Here is a 17,651-nt window from a genome sequence, read left to right on the forward strand (position 1 = left end):
ACTCACCCTCGCAGGTGGGAGTCGGTGTCCGTGTCGCTCTGACCTGGACAAAGTTACGCGAAGATCAACACAACACCAAATCGCCAGGTCAGAGCACTGCTGGGGGTTAACAACCGACAATTTCCGCGAATTTTCTCCGACCGCGATGATTTTCTGTTGCCGTTGCAGTCTGTATGAGCAGGAACCAACAGGAACCGAAGCGATCAGTAACCAGTCCACCGAATTCAAGGAGCACCCCATGTCTCGTCTTCTCTTCGTCAACATGCCGGTCAAGGACGTCGCTGCCACGCGGGCATTCTTCAGCGGCCTCGGCTTCGAGTTCAACGACATGTTCAGTGACGAGAACACCGTCTCGATGATCGTCAGCGATTCCGCCACGGTCATGTTCCTGAACGAACCGCGTTTCGGGGACTTCATCGCCGACGACATCTGTGACACGTCGAAAGCTCGCGAGGCCCTGATGTGTGTGTCGGCCGACAGCAGGGAGGAAGTCGACACCTTCGTCGACGCGGCTATTGCTGCCGGTGGTAGCAAGTGGATGGAGCCCCAGGATCACGGCTTCATGTACGGACGCGCATTCCGCGACCTCGACAACCACGTCTGGGAGGTGATGTGGATGGACCCGGCCGCGACGGTTCCCCAGCAGTAACGCACAGCGACAGCAGTAACGAGCAGCTGCGCGGGTCCTCCAAACCGGAGGGCTCGCGCATCTCCTTGCCCCTACAGTTCTGCGGGCAATCCGAACCGTGCGAACAGGCTCAGATCGAAGAAACACGTCACGTGCGAGATCCCTGACTCGGTGACATCGAGAACGTGCAGCTGAAACGCTCGGTGAACGCCGTCGGGCTCGCGCATATAGAGGCCGAACGCCGGCTGTCCGTTGGCAGCGGTCGGAAGTAGACGCATCGCCCCTGGTCCGTCGGCCGGGCATTTGGTTCCGATGAGCTGCCCGATTGCCTCGGGACCCTGGTACCAACCCTCGAACGGCGGCATCTCCCAGATGGCCTCGCGCGTGAACAACTCAACGATGGCCTCGACGTCGTAGCTCTCGAAGCTGTGCACGTAGTCGCGAAGCAATTTCCGGGCAGCCTCGGTAGTCGGTTCCACGAGGTCGTCCTCAGTGGGCGCGATGTGATTGATCTGTGCGCGAGCCCGCTGCAGCAGGCTGTTCACCGCAGTGGTTGTGGTGTCCAGGGCCTCCGCAACTTCCGATGCCTTCCACTGCAGAACGTCACGCAAAACCAGAACCGCACGTTGGCGCGCGGACAAGTGTTGCAAAGCGGCGACAAGCGCGAGCCTCACCGAGTCGCGATTGACGACCATGACGGCCGGATCATTGACGTCGCCCAACGCAGAATCGGCGATCGGTTCCAACCAGGCGATCTCGTTGCGCTCGATCAAATCGTCGGCCGGGTCCGAACTAGGTGCGCCGAGACCGGTCGGGAGGGGACGCCTCGATCTCCCCTCCAGCGCGGTCAGGCACGTATTCGTCGCGATGCGGTAGAGCCAGGTCCTGAGCGACGACTGGCCTTTGTAACCGTCGAACCCGCGCCAAGCCCGGATGAACGTCTCCTGGACCTGGTCTTCGGCGTCGTGAATCGACCCCATCATGCGATAGCAGTGCGCCAGCAACTCGCGGCGGTACGGATCGGCAAGGGTGAGGAAATCACTGTCCAACGCCTGATCGACTGTCATTTGTTCAGACTAGTGGCCGAGCGCCCGAAACACAGGCGTCGGCGAGAATTCGATCAGGCAGGCGCCTGCACCGCGGTCAACCGGGACTTCTTCCGCAGCACGAATCCCAGCGACTCGTAGAGTCTGATCGCATTCGTATTCGATTGCACTGCATGGAGAAACGGCAGCTCGTCGCGCTCGCGAATCCCGGCGGCGACGGCTCGGATCAGGGTCGTGCCCAGTCCTCGACCTCGAAAATCGCTGTCAGTGCACACCGCGCTGATTTCCGTCCATCCCGGAGGGTGCAGCCGCTCCCCCGCCATGGCTACAAGTCTTCCGTCGACGCGAATGCCGTAGTAGCTCCCCATCTCGACGGTGCGAGCGAGAAAAGGCCCGGGTTTGGTGCGCGCGATCAACGCGAGAATTTCGGGAACATCGCTCGTTCCGAGAAGTTCGACCGACGGATCAACAGAGACTTCGAGTGCGGAGCCGTCCATCTGCACCGAGCCGAACTGATCCACAACGCGCCACCCTACCGGCGGATGATGGTCGAATCCTCGCAAACCTACTGTGCCGCCCGGACCTACGAGTGTGCGCAGGTTCTCCCAGTCTTCGGCGTCCAATTCGGGCGGATGACCGACAAACGGCGCGACCGACGGGTCGTATCGTGCAACCCTCCCTGCCCAGTGAGCGAAATGTGCATGTTGTCCGCGAAGACCTTGTCGCACAGGGTCGTCCAGTGGATGGATGTCGACATCCGTGTGAACTGTCTCGACAAACGACGCCAGGGTCGCCTCCGTGGTCATCGAACCTCTTCCTGCCCTAGTCTGCTTGTGATGGACGCGGACGAAACTCCCCGCCGACCTCGATGACAACGCTAGGAATACTTGCTGTCGCAGTCGCCGGATAGAATCAAGATGATTCTGACCTCGGCCCGTATTTCCGGCGTCAACCAGGGCTCGATCGCAGATCCGCACCAGGACATTCGTCCCGACGCCTCACCAACCGGAAGGCTATTCGGCATGAGCAACTCCGACCCGATCAGATCTGCATTCGATCAGTTGCCCCTGAAAGAGATGGACGCTGCGACGCTGGTCTTCGCCATCGAGAGCGCCGTCGACGAACTGGCGATCCCGGGTGAAACCCTGCGGCTCGCCATGGAGGTCGCGACCCTCGCGCACCTCGATCAGTTCAGAAAGAACGGGATAAAGTCCGACGAGGATCCCTACATCGTTCATCCCCTACGAAATGTATTGCGCCTGCTTCGGTACGGGTGCTCCGATGTCGAGATCCTGAGCGCAACCGCGCTTCACGACACGGTCGAGGACCGACCACACGCCGTCATCGCGCTCCTCGGTGGTCAGACTGCAGACGATATGTCCCCTTCCGATGCGCAAGAACGTGCGTCAACACTCATCGCCTCGCGCTTCGGCCACAGAATCTCCGAACTTGTTGAGGCAGTGACCAATCCGATCGAATACCCGCACGACAACACCACCGCCGGATACCAGGATCACGTCATCCGCGCGATCGCGGATCCCGCAGTGTTCCTCGTGAAGTTCAGCGACTTCGTCGACAACGCGGGAAGCGTGAAGTACCTGAACGAGACCGACAGACTGAGACTGGTCACGAAATACGAACCACTTGTCGAGCACTTCAAGCGGACTTCACTTGCCCTCGGCGACGCATTGCAACTCCCTTCCGGAGGACTCGATGCGATCGCAAAGCACATCGCAACCATCGAAAGCGATTTCTCGAAAACGGTCCGACAGGACATAAAAAATACTCGCCAGTAGTACCGATCAGTAATAATCGAGCAATCGGGAGAATTCTCCGAATATGCGATTTTGTTACCAGTGAGTATTCACTTTCTTGCCGATTTCATTACCATCGTGATCCCTGTCACAAGAGCGAATCCTGTTGCACTGCAATGGTTTAACACCATATATGTAACCGTGGTTCACGTTGACTAATATTCTTCAATTCGCCCAGGTGACATGAGCGTCGACATACTGCATCCTTAGATAAACCAGGGATTCCCTGGAAGCAGACACAATATGTTGCTGATTCGTGATTGGAGCGGTTCTGAGTCCACGCCTGCAGGGTGGCGCACAAGGCACACGTGGTGCATCAGCGCACACGGTGCTTCGGCGCAAGGGACTCGACGAACCGGAAGGGCAATCACCTGCCGACGCGCAACCGGGGGAAACACAGCGCATCGCGGCGTAGTTCACGAACCGGACAATCCGGGTATGTGGGACACGGTCGGCTCATATCGCAACGTACGTGACGAAGAATCTCATCAAGGGACGGTGGCAGTGACAATGTTCAAACGAATCGCAGTGGTCAATCGAGGTGAGGCCGCGGTCCGCCTGATCAGGGCTGTACGCGAACTGAACGCCGAACACGACCACGGCATTCGCGTCATTGCACTGCACACGGAGGCCGAGCGTCGGGCCATGTTCGTCCGCCAGGCCGACGAAGGTGTCACTCTCCGCAGCACCGGCACGGGCAGCCCGTACCTCGACTACGCCGAACTCGAGCGAGCACTTCTCGCAGCCAAGGCCGACGCCGTCTGGGTCGGCTGGGGCTTCGTGGCCGAGGACCCCACGTTCGCCGAGATCGTCGCGAAGCTGGGCATCACGTTCATCGGTCCGAGCGCCGACGCGATGCGCCTGCTCGGCGACAAGGTTGCCGCCAAGATCCTCGCCGAAAAGGTCGGCGTACCGGTCGCCCCGTGGAGCGGCGGGCCGGTCGAGACTCGCGCCGACGCACGCCGTCACGCGCAGGCGATCGGCTACCCGCTGATCATCAAGGCTCGCAGCGGCGGCGGCGGACGCGGCATCCGCAAGGTGTGGGCCGAGGACGAGCTCGAAGTTGCGCTCGAGCGCACCCAGGGTGAGGCCGAGCGCTCGTTCGGCGACCCCGTCGTCTTCCTCGAACGCCTTGTCACCGATGCGCGCCACGTCGAGGTACAGATCATCGCCGACAACCACGGCAACGTCTGGGCTCCGGGCGTTCGTGACTGCTCGATTCAGCGTCGCAACCAGAAGGTCATCGAAGAATCCGCTTCCCCCGTCCTCACCGAAGAACAGTCGGACCACCTCAAGGAGGTCTCGGCCGAACTCGTCAAGGCAGCCGGATACCACGGCGCCGGCACGGTCGAATACCTCTACCAGCCCGAGAACAAGCTCTTCACCTTCCTCGAGGTCAACACGCGCCTTCAGGTCGAGCATCCGATCACCGAGGTCACGACCGGCATCGACCTCGTCAAACTGCAGATTCTCGTGGCCAGCGGTGAAGAGTTGGTCGGCGACTGCCCGCCCGCGTTCGGTCATGCCGTCGAGGCTCGCCTCAACGCCGAAGACGCCGACAACGATTTCGCTCCCGCGCCCGGCACCGTTCAGCTGCTGAAGTTCCCCCTCGGCTCGGGCATCCGCGTCGACACCGGGATCGCGGCCGGCGACGTCATTCCGCCTGACTACGACTCGATGGTCGCGAAGGTCATCGCGTGGGGCCGCAACCGCTCGGAGGCACTCGCGCGTCTACGCACCGCCCTCCGTGAAACCACCGTCGTACTCGACGGCGGCACCACAACCAAGTCGTTCCTCCTCGATCTCCTGGATCGCGACGAGGTCATCTCGGCATCCGCAGATACCGGCTGGCTCGACCGCACGGGCGCCCTCACCGGCGCCACACGCCGCGCCGACGTCGCACTGATCGCCACCGCCATCGATGCCTACGACGCCGAAGAGTCCCTCGAGCGTGCGGCCTTCCTCGCCTCGGCACGTGGCGGTCGCCCCCGCGCGAATCACGCGATCGGACGTAGTGTCGAGCTCAACTACCAAGGTCAGGCATACAAACTGACCGTCGGGCGCATCGGCCCGCACCGCTACCGCGTCGACGGAGACGCAGGCGACATCGAGGTCGACGTCGATCGTCTCGGTGACTTCGAGTCACGTCTGGTGATCGGTGATCGCCGCTTCCACGTCGTTTCCGTTGTGAGCCCGGCTCGTTATCTCGTCGAGGTCGACGGCATCAGCCACCAGATCAGCCAGGACGACGCCGGAGTGGTCCGCGCGCCGGCTCCTGCCGTCGTGGTGGCCGTACCGGTCGCGGTCGGCGACGACGTCGAAGCCGGCTCCACTCTGGTCGTGCTCGAATCCATGAAGATGGAGACCGCAGTTCGCGCTCCCTACGCGGGCAAGGTGCGAGAAGTTCTCGCCACCGTCAACTCGCAGGTCGATGCCGGCGCGCCGCTCCTGCGCGTCGACCAGGTCAGTGAGGAAGCTGTCGCGGAAAAGGCTCCGCGCGTCGAATTCGACCTTCCTGCTGCGACTTCCGGTACCGACGCCCGCGACGACGCGCTGGCACAGCTCGAAGCGCTGACCGCGATGCTCAGTGGCTACGACGTCAGCGGCAAGCACGCCAACGCTGTTCTGGCCGAGTACGACGCACTTCGCAGCGCACTCGAATCCGAGGACCGCGAACTGGTACAGGCCGAACTCGCCGTGCTGACCACGTTCGCCGACATCTGCGAACTCTCGCGCAACAAGCCCACCTCGGGTGAGTCGGCGAAGGACGAATCCGTCCACAGCCCCCGCGAGCACTTCCACACCTTCCTGCACTCGCTCGACGCCGAGCGTGAAGGTTTGCCCGCGTCGTTCCGCACGAGACTCGAACGCGCACTTCGCCACTACGACGTCACCGACCTGGAAGATCGCCAGGCAGTCGAGGAAGCGGTCTACCGACTCTTCCTGGCTCTGCAGCGCATGGAAGCCCAGATCCCGGTCATTGCAGCACTTCTCGAAGGCTGGCTGGTCGGTGACAAGGCTCCCGGTTGCTCGGCTCAGGAGCTGAACGAGGTTCTCGATCGACTAATCGTCGCGACGCAGGTCCGCTACCCCGTCATCGGCGACGTCGCCCGCAACCTTCGCTTCCGGTTCTTCGACGAGCCGCGAATCCGTAAGGTCCGCGAAGACGTCTACGACGGAGTACGCGGCAACCTCGCCTACCTCGAAGAGCAGCCGGACGCTGCTGATTTCAACGAGCGGATCGCCAACCTCGTCGCCACCCCTGAACCGCTCCTGGACCTGCTGGGTCGAAAGATCGGCCTCGGCAACCGCGACGGCGGACCGCTGCTCGAGGTCATCACACGTCGCTACTACAAGATTCACTCCTTCGAGGACGTCCGCGTTTTCGAGCACGTCGACCGCCGTTTCGTAACCGGCAACTTCGATCTGAAGGGCGACGGTCTGCACCTGGTCTCGACGGTGGCCGAATTCGATGCTCTCGGAACCGCTCTCGACGATGTCGCCACGATCGCGCAGGATGCTCCGTCGGGTCGCGGCCTGGTGGTCGACATCTACCTCGACTGGCCGAATCAGCCCGCTGACGGCGACACGCTCGTCGAGACGCTGCGTACCGAACTCTCGCGCAACGAGACGATCACCCGTTCACGGCGCGCCACGGTGATCATCTGCAACCCCAACGGGGATCCGGTCCGATGGGTCACCTTCCGTCCGGTCGACGGTGAACTGGTCGAGGACCACATCATTCGCGACATGCACCCGCTCACGGGTCAGCGTCTGGACATGTGGCGCCTGAAGAACTTCAACGGAAAGCGTCTCCCGGCTCCGGAGAACACCTACCTGTTCCACCTCTCCGCCAAGGAGAACCCGAAGGACGAGCGTCTGATCGCTCTGGCCGAAATCCGCGACGTGACACCGCAACTCGACGACGAAGGTCAGATGGTTGCGCTGCCGGCCATCGAGCGCACTCTTGCCGCCTGCCTCGACGGCATCCGCCGTGCGCAGTCCCAGCGCGGGGACAAGCGTCGACTCGCGGCCAACCGCGTCGTGCTCTACGTGTGGCCGGTCGCCGACGTTCCCAGCGAACGCTTCTCGGTGATCGCTCAGAACGCAGCCCGACTGACCGTCGGTGCCGGGATCGAAGAGATCACGCTCATCACCCGCTTGAAGGACCGGAAGGGTGGCGCACCCAAGGAAGTTGCGCTGCGCTTCTCCTACCGCGCGGGTGCCGGTGTGGTCATCAACAAGACCACTCCCCCCACCGAACCTCTGCTCCCCCTCGACGCCTATGCGCAGAAGGTTCAGAGTTCGCGGGCACGTGGCACGGTGTACCCGTACGAGCTGATTCCGCTCCTGACCGGTACCAAGGGCACCTTCGTCGAGCACGACTTCGACGAAGCGGGCATCCTGTCCCCCGTCGAGCGTCCGTACGGACTCAACAAGGCCGGAATCGTCGTCGGCCTCGTGAACACTCCGACGCCGCGTTATCCCGAGGGAATGACCCGCGTAGCGCTTTTCGGTGATCCGACCAAGGCGCTCGGCACTGTCGCCGAGGCCGAGTGCTCACGCGTGGTAGCCGCCATCGACCTGGCCGAGAAGTTGAACGCTCCGGTCGAGTGGTTCGCACTGTCCTCGGGTGCCACCATCTCGATGGAGAGCGGCACCGAGAACATGGACTGGGTCTCGCGTGGTCTGCGCCGGATCATCACGTTCACCCAGAACGGCGGCGAGATCAACATCGTCGTCACGGGAATCAACGTCGGCGCTCAACCCTACTGGAACGCCGAAGCCACCATGTTGATGCACACCAAGGGCATTCTGGTGATGACCCCGGACAGCGCAATGGTGCTGACCGGCAAGCAGTCTCTCGACTACTCCGGCGGTGTGTCGGCCGAAGACAACTTCGGTATCGGTGGTTACGACCGCGTCATGGGCCCCAACGGCCAGGCCCAGTACTGGGCCCCCGACCTCACCGCGGCGTGCGAGATCCTGTTCCGTCACTACGCACACTCGTACCTCGCTCCCGGCGAACGGTTCCCGAGGCGCGCGGCGACCACGGACCCCGTCGATCGCGACGTGCGTAGCTTCCCGCACACCCACCCGTCGAGCGACTTCGAGACGGTCGGCGACATCTTCTCCTCGGCGAAGAACCCGGATCGCAAGAAGCCCTTCGACATTCGCACCGTCATGCGTTCGGTGGTCGACCAGGACCACTCGGTACTCGAGCGTTGGGCCGACATGGCCGGCGCCGACACCTCGGTCGTTCTGGACGCGCACCTCGCCGGACATCCGGTCACGGTGGTGGGCATCGAGTCCCGCGCGATCCCGCGTAAGGGTCGATTCCCCGCCGACGGACCCGACACCTGGACATCGGGAACGCTGTTCCCGAACTCGTCGAAGAAGACGGCCCGCGCGATCAACGCTGCGAGCGGCAACCGTCCGATCGTGGTGCTGGCCAACCTGTCCGGCTTCGACGGTTCGCCGGAGTCGCTGCGCAACATCCAGCTCGAGTACGGCGCCGAAATCGGCCGCGCCATCGTCAACTTCGACGGACCGATCGTGTTCTGCGTCGTTTCCCGCTACCACGGCGGCGCGTTCGTCGTGTTCTCCGGCGCGCTCAACGACAACATGGAAGTTCTTGCTGTCGAAGGTTCCTTCGCCTCGGTACTCGGCGGCGCCCCGGCCGCCGCAGTGGTCTTCACCCGCGAGGTGAACACCCGCACCAACAACGATCCGAAGGTGCAGCAACTCGAAGCAGACTTGGCAGCAGCCAAGGACGACACGGAGAAAGCACATCTGCGCGTCGAACTGAACGCTCAGCGCATCGCCGTCCGCTCCGACAAGCTCGGCGAAGTGGCATCCGAATTCGAAGCGATCCACAACATCCAGCGGGCCCGAGAGGTCGGCTCGGTGGATGAGATCGTCCCTGCCGCAGAACTGCGTCCGCAGATCATCGCAGCAGTCGAACGCGGCATGAAGCGCGCACTCGCGCAATAGGTTTCTCCGCACGTCGAGCGGTCCCGCGAAATGCGGGGCCGCTCGATCTGTCTTTAGGCAGCGCTGGCTTCAGACGCCCTCGAGCGCCTCTCCGATCTCTTCGAGGACGTGATTGTGCTGCTCTGTCGCGAGCAGATGCCCCGCCGCGATGGTCACCGCCACGGGCCACTCGATAATTTCGAAGGCCACCATCAGTCCCATCACCGCAAAGTAGGCGATCTGTTCAGGGCGCGACACCGGAATGGCGCCGACGATCGGCAACTCCAACTCGAAGCTTCGAGCCGAACGGACGGATTCCACCACTGCACGGTGATCCACGGTGTTCGGCTGGTCGACGGCGTTCTGGGACATGTCACGATTCCTCAGGATTCATCTCGGGTCGCCCGGGAGTTCGGCGACGTGTCACTTCCAGCAGCGACGCTGACAAGCGTGTCCGATTCACTGGTTTCCGCTTCTTTGATCTCAACGTTGTCGCGAGCGCTGACTCCACCGGTCCGGGAGGTGTACGCGGTGCTCGTCCGCGTCGGGGTCTTGCGAATCGTCGACTGACCTTCCTTGTTCTCCTCCGGTTCTGCGATCCGTTCCAACACCCGCGGAGCCAACGCCGCGAGAAGCGTCGCTGCCGACGCACACCCCACCGCCTGGCCCCACGCGATAGGGCCGAGCGGCGTACAACCGAGGAATTGGCTGACCACGGGCGTACTGACAAGCGTCACCAGCGCCGCAGCGGATCCGGCAACGGTTGCGACCACCAACGGACTGCGCGATTCGAGCAGCGTCTGCCCCAGTTGGGTGCCCACCAGGGCAACCAACGCCACCGTCGACGCTCGCCGCCGCCTGCCACTCGTCCGGGCCAACAGCCACGCTGCCAGCGCGCCGATTGCCGTGGCACCGCCGCGCACAGCGATCGTCTGCCACAACGCGTGAGTGTCCATGTGTCCAGACTTCTCGGATCCGTTTTCCGACGGGGTACTCACCGCAAGCGCGGCAGCAGGCAGCGCGTCCGTCATCAGATTGACCAGCAGCAACTGCCTTGCATTGAGCGGTGATTCGCCGGACAACGCAGAACCGATCAGCGCGAATGCCACTTCGCCCGCGTTGCCCCCGAGTAGCACCCCCACCGCTGATCTGACCCGCCGCCACAATTGACTGCCCTCGTCCAATGCGTCGGTCAATCCGCCGACTCGGCCGTCGAGGAGCACGATGTCCGCGGCGCCGCGCGCCGGATCACTGTCGGTCGACGCCACGCCGATCCCCACGCTGGAGACTCGGATCGCCGCGGCGTCGTTCGCGCCGTCACCGACCATGGCGCACACCCGCCCGTCCGTCTCCAACGCTTGCACGATCTCGACCTTCTGTTCGGGGGTCACTCGTGCGAAGACGCTGCTACAGCGGACGGCGTCCCGTCGTTCGGCGCGAGAGAAGTTCTCCCAGTCCGGACCTGTGACAACGTCCTCGCGTGCGACGTCCATCCCCAGTTCGGTGGCGACTGCAGCAGCTGTTGTCGGATGATCGCCGGTCAGCACGCGCACTTGCTGCCCCTTGCCTTGAAGTGCTCGAACAAGTTGCGTGGCTTCGGGTCTCAACGTGTCCGAGAGCCCGAGAAGGCCGACCGCCTCGAGTCCCTCGGAACAACACCGTTCGAGAAACTCCGAGTCCCTCCCAGCACGTCGCGCGTCGTGTTCCGACAGCTCTCGCTGTGCGACGGCAACCACCCGTAGTCCGCGTCCGGCCATGCTTTGAACATGCCTCGCCGACACAGCATTCGGATCTCGCCCTGCTTCCGTCACGAATTCCGGTGAACCCTTGAGCGCAATCCGTCTTCCCAGCAAGGCCGCGGAGTACGGCCGCCCAGATCTGAACGGAACAAGGTTGAGGGCGTCGGCATCACCGAAAACCGAAGCCTCGTCCAGTGCTTGCTGGGCTGCATCGACGACGGCGGCATCCGTCGAATGAAACACGCGATCGTCGCGACTTCCCAAGGCACTGCGCGCCGCAACTTCCAAAATCTCGCTTTCGTTCCAACCGTCGACGCGTTCGACCGTGGCCACCCGTAGCTTGTTCTCACTGAGGGTTCCGGTCTTGTCGAAACAGACCACGTCGACACGGCCGAGCGCCTCGATCGAACGGGGAGCACGAACCAGAACGCCTGCTGCAGTGAGCCTTCGGGCCGCAGCCTGTTGAGCCAGAGTCGCGACCAGCGGCAGCCCCTCCGGGACGGCGGCAACCGCCACTGCCACACCACCGGTGACAGCGTGGCGCAGACCGGTACCACGAACCAGACCCGCGACTGTCACCATCGCCCCACCGCCGATACTGGCCGGCAGGGTCGCCCTGGTGAGTTCGCGCAGTCTGTTGGTCAGGCCCACCGCAGGTCCGGATCGGGACACACCGACATCGGCGCGCCTGGTCACTGTTCGGGCTCCGGTGGCTGTGACCACGCCTCGACCGGAACCGGCAAGCACAGTTGTCCCCGCATAGGCCATGCACGTTCGCTCGGCCAGTGGCATCCCAGGGGTCGGGTCGGTCTGCTTGTCGACGGGCAGGGACTCCCCCGTCAACGACGACTCGTCGACTTCCAACGATTCGGCGCTCAACAGGCGACAATCGGCGGGCACGATGTCTCCGGACTCGAGCGCCACGACGTCACCGAGTTCGAGCGCGTCTGCCGTTACCTCGACCTCACCAGCGTTGGTCACTCGCCGAGCGACCGGTTCCTGAGTCCGCAACAAGCGCTGCACCGCCCGTTCCGAATGCAGACGTTGAAAAGCGGACATCGCGGCATTGCCGACCAAGACCGAGCCGACGAGGATCGCATCTACCGGTGAACCGAGGACGGCGCTGGCAGCCGAGCCGGTCGCCAACACAGGCGTCAGTGGGTCCGCCAATTCTGTTCGCAACGCCGACAATCCGTCCCGCACCAAGGTAAACCGCGCAGGCAGGCGCACACGAGCGCCGACACGCTGCGGTGCATGTCGGACGGATTCGGACAGTTCGTCAAGTACAGCATCACCGTCCATCTCGTGCCAGGTATCGCTGGGCGTACCGACTGGGACGGGAGTCCGAATCACCGATCGGGACAAGGTGTATCCGGTCCACAGGCCCGCAGCGGACCCAGCCGTGACCGGTCCCGGCCCAACGCCTCGAACTCCTGGAAGCATGACTAACCCACCCAATGCCGAAGAGCCAGAAGAGAGTTCGACTCCACGCCTGGTCGCTGTTCGGGCAGCCGGGAGCGCATGGACAACCCGCCACGCCCCAGCCAAGTCGGTGTGGATGTCTGCACTCACGTGCTCGCCGCTCGGTGGTGAAATCCCGATGCGTAGAACTGTCTGTCCCGATATCGCCCTGCTCGACACGATCGCAACTGTCCGACCATCGGCGGCCAACGCCGAGAGCGCTTCGCGTAGGCCGGCTTCGGGAGTCGCCTGCGCCGGATAGAGCTCGTCGAATCCACTTCGCAGTGATCCGAGCCCGTCGTCGTCGATCGTGACGGCTGCGACCCCGGCCGCACGTATTTCACCTATCAGTGTTTCCGCCAGCCCTTTTCGCACGGGTCGCACGACCACTTCGGCGCCGCCGATGCGGTGCCTTCCCACTCCGACAGTTCCGTCAGACAGAGCCTTCCTGGCTTGTGACCACACCGCGAGGCGGTCCGACTCCGACACTCCTCGTAGGTCGGAAACCCGGAGCGCATCTTCGAACAGAACGGTGGGATCGACGAGGACGGTATCGACCCGATCGAGCATGCGTAGAGCCGCCGGGTCCGAAACGGCGACGCGGTGCGTCCGCCACAGACCGTATGACAAACCAGCAGCGAACGATTCGCGCGACATCCGCAGCGGTCGCGGTGCCGAAACCTTGATGCTCGTCGCGACGGTGTCACCGCCGGCGAACACGGACGCCAGTGCAGCCCCGGCAACCAACTGAACCCCAGCGATCCTGTCGGCGTAACGCTCCCCCGGACCACTCGGCTCACGCCACACGGAAAAACCGCGCCCACCAGTGTCGAGCGACCACACACGCCGCGAGTTTCGCGCTGCAATCGCTTCGCTCAGCAGCATCGTCCTCAGCCCGAAGTCCACGCCCAGCGACGCAGGCGCATAGGTCAGAACGTCCGCGAACGACGTCGCCGACTCCAAAGCGAAGTCGGTCAACGAACGGCCAACTGCCTGTTCGATTCGCCGACGCACCCGGGGTTGATAATTGATCGCCGACGCCGCCGCCGAGACATAGGCGGAACCCGGCACTCGAGGGGCGCGAAGTATCGAACCCGCTGCTGCAGGAATCATCCCGACGCCCGCCAACGCAAGCGTGCCGGTCCGCAGCACCACATCACTGACTGAGGTTCGCGAAATCGCGGATCCGCCGACCAACGCGAGGCCCGACAACGCCAGGCGCGGTGGCAGAGTTGCCAACGCCACCACACGCCGGGCCATCGCGGTGAACATCAGGAAGTGGATCGAGTATGCGAAGAACTGTGGGTTCGATCCTGCGACCGACTGGCCACCTTGTGGGAGTTTCCGCCTGACACCTTCTTCGCCGCCTCCATCTTCGCCGCCTCCATTTTTGTCGAGGGGCCAACCGCCTTGACCTCGCGATGAGACCGACCGCTCTTGCGATCCCATTCGTGAAGCACCAGGGCCGTGCCGCCGACTGCCAACAGCACCGGCCATTCCACCAACCCTGCCGCTCCGACGGCGGCCATCGTCAGAACCGCGGTCGGCGTCGAGGAACTACCCGAACGAATTCCGTCTCGGACGCCCTCCGCCGTTCCGCGTATCCCGCCTGCCACTCCGCCGATCACACCACCACCAACGGCTCCAGCCACTGTCGTCGTTGCGTCTGCCACACCACGGACGACGCGGGTGGCTTCGTCCACAATCATCATCGGACGCTCCTATCAGCAGTCCATCGAAGAATTCAGTATTTGAGGCCATACCCAACACCGACGGCGGCAATCACGATCCGATACATTTTTCGGCGAACCTGGCGAGGGCGCGCCATCGTCAGGGTCGTGAGAGGGTACGGTGCGGGATGCAGCGACCACCTTCATCGACGGGAGTTCCACACAGTGGCGATCATCGGAAATTCGGACATCGACATCTTCCGACTTAGCTTGGGCGGCAACCCTTTCGGTTGGACCGCAGACGAGAAGACGTCCTTCCAGATCCTCGACTCGTTCGCCGAAGCCGGTGCAAACTTCATCGACACCTCCGACTCGTACACGGCGTCGGCTCCCGGAAATTCCGGTGGGGAATCCGAAACGATCATCGGGAAATGGATCACCGATCGGGGACTGCAGAACGACATCGTCGTCGCCACCAAGGTGGGTAGCCATCCCGATTTCAAAGGGCTGAAGGCAGACAACATCGCAGCCGCTGCAGAGGCGTCGCTGCGCCGTCTGCAGACGGACTGCATCGATCTGTACTACGCGCATTTCGACGACCCGCAGACTCCACTCGAAGAAACGCTCGAAGCCTTCAATGCCTTGGTCGTCGCGGGCAAAGTTCGCTACCTCGGAATCTCCAACTACAGCCCCGACCGCATCCGGGAGTGGTTGCGGATCACCGAAGAGAACGGTTACGCCGCGCCGATCGCGCTGCAACCGCATTACAACCTGGTGCACCGTAAGTCGTACGAACCTGAACTCGCCGAGATCGCCACCGACAACAACATCAGCGTCTTCCCCTACTTCGCTCTCGCCTCCGGCTTCCTGACCGGAAAGTACAAGACCCGCGCAGACATCGAAGGCAGCTCCCGCGAACGACTGACCGCTGGATACTTCAGCGACGCCGGACTCGACGTCGTCGCAGAACTGGCGACAATCGCACAGGCACACGACAGCGAGATCTCGACAGTCGCCCTGGCCTGGCTGCTGACTCGACCGGGCATCACCGCACCGATCGCGAGCGTCAGCCGGCCGGAGCAGCTCCCCGCGCTACTGGACGCCCCGAACCTCGTGCTGTCGTCGAATGAACTGGACACGCTCGAACGGGTGTCGGCGGCAGTCGGCGCCTAGATCAGGCAGTTTTGAGATGGGCACCGAGAGCAGTGTTATTGATCGTCCAGAACGACCAGCCGTCATGGCTCTCGGTGTCGCCTGAAATGTGACCGGTGACGGCATTGGCGGCCGCGGTCGGATCGGGGAATCGGCGGCCTTCCATCGGTCCGCGCATGATCTCGACCACCTCGGTGGTTTCGTCGAAGCGTCCGACCCAGCGGTATCCGTGGCAATCAGCCGTCATCTCGAGGCGATTGTCGACAACTTCGATCTCCTCGACTCCGCTGGCGCGCCGCTTCTTCGCCGCGACCGGCGAAGCCTTGCGCTTGGCTGCGACCGGTGTCTCGACGTGAATGCTCGGATCCTTGACGGCAGCGAGGCCCAGAGCGTCCCAACGATCATGGCCGTGCACGACGCGTCCGCGCGGGATCGCATGATGACCGGTGCGATTGCGTCCGGGGCTGTCCATGATCCACAGGTCGACCTCGGCACGGATGTCGTCTGCGACCTCGTTGGAGGGCAGCATGAAGAACTCGTGCGGATCTGCTGCCAGGTCCACGAACACCCAGAACTCGGAGCGCGTGTCGTCACTCTCGAGCGACTCGTCTTGACGCCTGGCCTGCCAGTCGCCTTCGAGCTTCGAACGCACTCGGACGATACGACTGGTGCCGTCTGCACCCGTCACCTCGACGGGATTACGACGCGAGTGCGTGAGCCGGACGGCTTTGCCCCCACGCTGCGTAGCTTCGGAAATGAACGCATTGATGCCGCGGCTTGCGGTGTCTTCCATGATCGACCTGTCTTGAAGCGGATACGCCCGCATCACCGGATCGGCACGGGGTCGAGCAAGGAGCGAATTCTCGGCCTGTTCTTCGATCGTACGGCCGGTCAGTACCTCCGACCTTACAGCTCCGACGTCGGCCTGACTACGGCGCCCGACGCTCGTTCCCAGAGGTCAGCAGTGCAATGTCCCCGTAAAGAGCAGCGCGGTGAGCGAACATCAGCTCTTCCACACCGTCGAATTGATCCCCGACGTAGTGCGTGTTTGCGGCCGAAAGTTCACGTGAACCGGAGCGCGCAAGTAGGTCGTCGATCCGGCTGTCGAGGCTCGCTGCATGCGCAACCGCGCGCTGCGAACTCAACTGATCCTCGGCCCGTGCGACCAGGTCACCGATCCGCGCGAGCGCCGCGACGCGTTCGACCAACTGGTCCCAGACCGCGCCGAGCGCTTCCTTGCGCGAAGCGATCCCGGCTCGGGTTCCCTCGTCGCGTGCCAACGCAGCCGCGTCGTCCAACTCCGCGAGAATCGAACGCAGCGCTACGGTATCGACCGCGATCTGGGTGATCTCGTCGGCCAGGTCGAGTTGATTGCGTTGAATGACAAAGTGGTCGGAATGCCATGCGCTGGAGCTTTCGATCCGGTCGAACAGATTTCCGGCGAGGTAAAGCAGAGCGTCGTACTCCCCTGCACGCCCTTCGGGCTCGGAATCGACCAGTCCGTCGAGGACCTCCGCGATCCGCCTACCCGCGTCGGCGATGACACCGGTTCCCTGGACCTTCCCCAGCTGGGCGGCGAGTTTGTCGAGCGCAGCGTTTCCGCCACTTGCCACGACCCCCAACCCCACCGGCAGCTTGGCTGGAACCGGGGTGCGGGTGAGCCCGGCAAAAAGTGCCTCACGTTGCTCGACGTCGAGATGAAGGCCGTCGCGGCGGTCCTTGCGAATGGCACGGACGCTGCTCGCGAAGTGGCGATTGGAATGCACTATCGCCGAACGCATCGACTGCACGCGCTTGTCGAGCGTCTGCACCCGCCGTTCGAGGACTACCTGAACAGGACCGATGCGGGTCGCGAGCAGTCTGCGTCTGGTGCGGGCCAGTTCGTCGGTGAGGTAGCGCAACTCCGAGAAGCCGCCGATCTCCGGGAACGAGCGCCCGACACTGCGCCGGTTCGCCAGGATCGATCGCGTCGACTCGTCCGCATAGCCACCGGCAATCAGCAGTGCGACGTCGTCGGACAACTCCGGCCGGTTCGACTCGACGGTCCCCGCCGCACACCACTCCCTCACTCGGGTGGAGATGAGCGTTCGCCGTTCGGTCACCGACGCCACGACAAAGACGTCGTCAGTTCCGTCTGTCATCTCACGCCTCCTGGTGGTCGCCGGTTA

11 protein-coding genes are annotated in these 17,651 nt (G+C 63.3%); 4 read left to right on the forward strand and 7 right to left on the reverse strand.

What is annotated here, in order from left to right; all coding sequences use genetic code 11:
* Positions 1-238 precede the first annotated feature (238 nt).
* Entirely contained in the window at positions 239-649 is a 411-nt protein-coding gene (locus tag ACFWEM_RS28605) for a VOC family protein (protein ID WP_003945103.1), read from the forward strand.
* A 71-nt stretch (positions 650-720) separates the two neighbouring features.
* Here the strand turns inward: ACFWEM_RS28605 and ACFWEM_RS28610 are convergent, their stop codons facing one another.
* Both ACFWEM_RS28610 and ACFWEM_RS28615 read right to left on the reverse strand, forming a co-directional pair.
* Positions 721-1,695 carry a sigma-70 family RNA polymerase sigma factor gene (locus ACFWEM_RS28610; protein ID WP_378539148.1) on the reverse strand — a complete coding sequence of 325 codons (975 nt, stop codon included), beginning with the start codon at positions 1,693-1,695 and terminating at the stop codon, positions 721-723.
* Between the two features lie 53 nt (positions 1,696-1,748).
* Positions 1,749-2,480 (reverse strand): GNAT family N-acetyltransferase, encoded by a 732-nt coding sequence (locus tag ACFWEM_RS28615; RefSeq protein ID WP_378539149.1) that lies wholly within the window; start codon positions 2,478-2,480, stop codon positions 1,749-1,751.
* A gap of 216 nt (positions 2,481-2,696) precedes the next feature.
* Between ACFWEM_RS28615 and ACFWEM_RS28620 the strand changes: the two genes are divergently transcribed.
* Both ACFWEM_RS28620 and ACFWEM_RS28625 read left to right on the forward strand, forming a co-directional pair.
* Positions 2,697-3,470, forward strand: coding sequence for a hypothetical protein (locus tag ACFWEM_RS28620; RefSeq protein ID WP_378539150.1), 774 nt, complete (start codon positions 2,697-2,699; stop codon positions 3,468-3,470).
* A 528-nt stretch (positions 3,471-3,998) separates the two neighbouring features.
* Positions 3,999-9,482: a carboxyl transferase domain-containing protein gene (locus ACFWEM_RS28625; protein ID WP_378539151.1), complete on the forward strand. Its 5,484-nt coding sequence runs from the start codon at positions 3,999-4,001 to the stop codon at positions 9,480-9,482.
* A 69-nt stretch (positions 9,483-9,551) separates the two neighbouring features.
* Here the strand turns inward: ACFWEM_RS28625 and ACFWEM_RS28630 are convergent, their stop codons facing one another.
* The 3 genes from ACFWEM_RS28630 to ACFWEM_RS28640 are packed head-to-tail and all read right to left on the reverse strand — an operon-like array spanning position 9,552 to position 14,373.
* The gene (locus tag ACFWEM_RS28630) at positions 9,552-9,833 is read right to left on the reverse strand and encodes a hypothetical protein (RefSeq protein ID WP_378539152.1); all 282 of its coding nucleotides are present in this window, start codon (positions 9,831-9,833) and stop codon (positions 9,552-9,554) included.
* Positions 9,834-9,844: 11 nt separating this feature from the next.
* Positions 9,845-13,933, reverse strand: coding sequence for an HAD-IC family P-type ATPase (locus tag ACFWEM_RS28635; protein WP_378539153.1), 4,089 nt, complete (start codon positions 13,931-13,933; stop codon positions 9,845-9,847).
* Entirely contained in the window at positions 13,933-14,373 is a 441-nt protein-coding gene (locus tag ACFWEM_RS28640; protein WP_378539154.1) for a hypothetical protein, read from the reverse strand. Before ACFWEM_RS28640 ends, ACFWEM_RS28635 begins: the two co-directional genes overlap by 1 nt.
* A gap of 183 nt (positions 14,374-14,556) precedes the next feature.
* Between ACFWEM_RS28640 and ACFWEM_RS28645 the strand changes: the two genes are divergently transcribed.
* Positions 14,557-15,504 carry an aldo/keto reductase gene (locus ACFWEM_RS28645; RefSeq protein ID WP_378539155.1) on the forward strand — a complete coding sequence of 316 codons (948 nt, stop codon included), beginning with the start codon at positions 14,557-14,559 and terminating at the stop codon, positions 15,502-15,504.
* Position 15,505: 1 nt separating this feature from the next.
* Here the strand turns inward: ACFWEM_RS28645 and ACFWEM_RS28650 are convergent, their stop codons facing one another.
* Together ACFWEM_RS28650 and ACFWEM_RS28655 are read right to left on the reverse strand one after the other, a co-directional pair.
* Complete coding sequence (locus ACFWEM_RS28650) at positions 15,506-16,276, reverse strand: hypothetical protein (RefSeq protein ID WP_283302988.1); 771 nt, start codon at positions 16,274-16,276, stop codon at positions 15,506-15,508.
* A 136-nt stretch (positions 16,277-16,412) separates the two neighbouring features.
* On the reverse strand, positions 16,413-17,624 hold the full coding sequence (locus tag ACFWEM_RS28655; RefSeq protein ID WP_378539156.1) for a hypothetical protein: 1,212 nt from the start codon (positions 17,622-17,624) through the stop codon (positions 16,413-16,415).
* Positions 17,625-17,651 lie beyond the last annotated feature (27 nt).

It is taken from the genome of Rhodococcus sp. NPDC060176, assembly GCF_042728675.1.
Lineage (GTDB): Bacteria > Actinomycetota > Actinomycetes > Mycobacteriales > Mycobacteriaceae > Rhodococcus_F.

Excerpts from the sequence above, each read along its gene's own strand:
- ACFWEM_RS28635 (WP_378539153.1), bottom strand. The coding sequence starts at position 13,933 with ATGTTCACCGCGATGGCCCGGCGTGTGGTGGCGTTGGCAACTCTGCCA.
- ACFWEM_RS28640 (WP_378539154.1), bottom strand. The coding sequence starts at position 14,373 with ATGATGATTGTGGACGAAGCCACCCGCGTCGTCCGTGGTGTGGCAGAC.
- ACFWEM_RS28605 (WP_003945103.1), top strand. The coding sequence starts at position 239 with ATGTCTCGTCTTCTCTTCGTCAACATGCCGGTCAAGGACGTCGCTGCC.
- ACFWEM_RS28625 (WP_378539151.1), top strand. The coding sequence starts at position 3,999 with ATGTTCAAACGAATCGCAGTGGTCAATCGAGGTGAGGCCGCGGTCCGC.
- ACFWEM_RS28610 (WP_378539148.1), bottom strand. The coding sequence starts at position 1,695 with ATGACAGTCGATCAGGCGTTGGACAGTGATTTCCTCACCCTTGCCGAT.
- ACFWEM_RS28615 (WP_378539149.1), bottom strand. The coding sequence starts at position 2,480 with ATGACCACGGAGGCGACCCTGGCGTCGTTTGTCGAGACAGTTCACACG.
- ACFWEM_RS28650 (WP_283302988.1), bottom strand. The coding sequence starts at position 16,276 with ATGGAAGACACCGCAAGCCGCGGCATCAATGCGTTCATTTCCGAAGCT.
- ACFWEM_RS28630 (WP_378539152.1), bottom strand. The coding sequence starts at position 9,833 with ATGTCCCAGAACGCCGTCGACCAGCCGAACACCGTGGATCACCGTGCA.
- ACFWEM_RS28655 (WP_378539156.1), bottom strand. The coding sequence starts at position 17,624 with ATGACAGACGGAACTGACGACGTCTTTGTCGTGGCGTCGGTGACCGAA.
- ACFWEM_RS28620 (WP_378539150.1), top strand. The coding sequence starts at position 2,697 with ATGAGCAACTCCGACCCGATCAGATCTGCATTCGATCAGTTGCCCCTG.